The organism is Arthrobacter sp. Hiyo1 (assembly GCF_001263615.2).
Classification (GTDB): domain Bacteria; phylum Actinomycetota; class Actinomycetes; order Actinomycetales; family Micrococcaceae; genus Arthrobacter.
Window position 1 is genome coordinate 17,830 of the sequence record NZ_DF952470.1, and the last position, 2,238, is coordinate 20,067.

Below are 2,238 nucleotides of genomic sequence, written 5' to 3' on the forward strand. Positions count from 1 at the left end.
TCCGCTGAATGACGGTGGGCTTGGTGGGTGGTCTCGCACAGTCGGAAGATCGCGGAGGGCGCGGTTGAACTGGCCGCGCAGATGGCCCCCGATGTGCGGTTCTACGCCGTCGGCGGGACGGAGGATGGCCGGATCGGCACCGACCTGGAGAAAGCGATCGCCGCATTCGAGGCAGGACTTGGGGAGGCTTCAGGGGATGGCGTGGTGGTTCTGACGGACCTTGGTTCCGCGGTCATGACGGCAGAATCAGCGGCCGAGTTCTGCAGCGAACCGGACAAAGTGCTCCTCGCCGACGCTCCCTTGGTGGAGGGCCTGGTCGCCGCAGCGGTGGCCACCCAGGGTGGTGCCATGGCCGCCGCAGTGAAGGCCGCTGCGGAGTCGGTTCGATTCGGCCCGGAGCCTGTTTTTGAGTCCGCGGGGACAGCCGAATCCCAAGGAAGGGGCGAACCGGCGGAAAGCGGCGAGTTCGAGCTCATAAACCCCATGGGAATGCACGCCAGGCCTGCGGCGAAGATTGCGGGCGGACTGGCCGGGATGGATGTCGAGGCAACGGTAAACGGCGTCGATGGCACCTCCATCATGGAACTCATGGGCCTCGCCGTGGGCCATGGCGGCAAACTCAGGGTCGAGGCTTGGGGCAAAGACTCATCGAAAGCCGTGGACTACGTCAGGCGGCTGGTGGAACAGGGATTCGGCGAGATCTGACGTCGTCCGATATGTGCCTGCACGCCGATATGTCGCCGCACGCCGAGATTTGCCGTGCCGCGGAGGTGTTCAGGACTGCCGCAGACCATGGGCATCGAGCAAGAGGCTCGCCGTAATGGCGGTCTGGCACTGCTCGCCCCACGGTTTGGTACTTTTCGGCGTGAAGTTGAGCGTCCTGGTGGGCAAGGTCCCGCCGTTTGTGTCCAGGCCAGTCACTTCGGCATCGATGGGCGAGGAGGTTAGCGTTCCCATGTTGAGGAAGCCGTAGCGGGTGCCATCCGGTGACGCGACGGCAGAGCATGACCCTTCAGGTTCCGGCCCGCAGGATTGAGGGAGCGACACGCTGCCCGGGCGCAGATCCACATCGCCCTCGCGGCATTTCCCGTCCTGGCATGCCTTCAAATGGACGGTTTTGACCGTTGGCGCGTAGTCTGCCGTGATTGTCAGGGAGACCACGGGGGCCATCGCAATTGCCGGGCAAACGGTGACTTGGGGTTCGCATCCCGACCAGAGCGCCGCCGTCGTGGTCAATGCAATGGCGGCCCACAACCTGCGCATACTTGAGAATAATCCCGCGGCCGACGCCCGGAACGGGATGCCCGCAACTGGCAGGCACATCGTTACCGACATCTGCGGATCGTTGTGGCTCCGCGACCTCGGGCTAAGTAACGGCCGGGTTTTCCGTGGAGTCCAGGAGCAAGCCGGCCACAAAGAATAGGGTTCTTTCCATGACTGAACCCTCGGATGTGCATGCCACTCGCGCCGCATACAACACGGTAGCCGTCGATTACGCCGAACTCCTGCGCAACGAACTCCACACCAAACCTTATGACCGGGCCATGCTCGGCACCTTTGCCGAGCTTGTGCAGTCCTCGGGCGGCGAGGCAGTTGCCGACATTGGTTGCGGGCCCGGACGGATCACGGCGCACTTGCGTTCACTCGGCCTGGCGGCTTTCGGCATCGACCTGTCGCCGGAAATGGTGGCTGTAGCCCGCCGCGATCACCCCAGCCTGCAGTTCAGTGAAGGGTCGATGGAGGCACTGGAGTTGGCGGACGGCACCCTGGACGGCATCGTCGCCTGGTATTCGATCATCCACACGCCGCCGGCCCGTTTGCCGCGGGTGTTCGGGGAATTCCACCGGACCCTCCTGGACGGCGGCTTGCTGCTGCTCGCGTTCCAAGCCGGTGACGAGCCCAGGCACTTGGGCTTCGCGTATGGCCACGAGATCGACCTCGATGCCTACCGCTTGCCGCCGGACCACATCTCGGAACTCCTCCTTCAGGCCGGCTTGGTCGTCGAGGCACAGCTTCTCCGCGAACCGGACGACAGGTACGAGAAGACCCCGCAGGCCTACCTTCTAGCCCGCAAGCCGTCCACGGCGTGAAGGACGCGGCGCAAACGGAAGCCTAGGCCGGGAGCCGCAGTCCGCCGTCGTGCATCTCGGCTAAACCGTCGCGCAGAAGCCCCTCAAGAGCGCGTTCCAACTGCTCCGGGGCCGAATTCAAGCGGTGCAGGGCAGCTAGCGGCACGGC

The 2,238-nt window shown here is 64.6% G+C and carries 4 protein-coding genes and 1 pseudogene; 3 read left to right on the forward strand and 2 right to left on the reverse strand.

Annotated elements, in window-relative coordinates:
* The first annotated feature begins 81 nt into the window (after nucleotides 1–81).
* Nucleotides 82–705, forward strand: coding sequence for an HPr family phosphocarrier protein (locus AHiyo1_RS09055; protein ID WP_445286214.1), 624 nt, complete (start codon nucleotides 82–84; stop codon nucleotides 703–705).
* Nucleotides 706–774: 69 nt separating this feature from the next.
* Here AHiyo1_RS09055 and AHiyo1_RS09060 read toward each other — a convergent pair whose 3' ends face one another.
* Nucleotides 775–1,161: a hypothetical protein gene (locus AHiyo1_RS09060; protein WP_445286203.1), complete on the reverse strand. Its 387-nt coding sequence runs from the start codon at nucleotides 1,159–1,161 to the stop codon at nucleotides 775–777.
* On the opposite strand from AHiyo1_RS09060, the gene AHiyo1_RS27900 reads away from it, so the two are divergent.
* Together AHiyo1_RS27900 and AHiyo1_RS09065 are read left to right on the forward strand one after the other, a co-directional pair.
* Nucleotides 1,142–1,423, forward strand: coding sequence for a hypothetical protein (locus tag AHiyo1_RS27900; RefSeq protein WP_307053804.1), 282 nt, complete (start codon nucleotides 1,142–1,144; stop codon nucleotides 1,421–1,423). The genes AHiyo1_RS09060 and AHiyo1_RS27900 overlap by 20 nt on opposite strands.
* Before the next feature lie 10 nt (nucleotides 1,424–1,433).
* On the forward strand, nucleotides 1,434–2,090 hold the full coding sequence (locus tag AHiyo1_RS09065) for a class I SAM-dependent methyltransferase (RefSeq protein ID WP_059388346.1): 657 nt from the start codon (nucleotides 1,434–1,436) through the stop codon (nucleotides 2,088–2,090).
* Nucleotides 2,091–2,112: 22 nt separating this feature from the next.
* On the opposite strand, the pseudogene AHiyo1_RS26470 reads toward AHiyo1_RS09065, so the two are convergent.
* Nucleotides 2,113–2,238: pseudogene (locus tag AHiyo1_RS26470) on the reverse strand (A/G-specific adenine glycosylase); the annotation flags it as partial.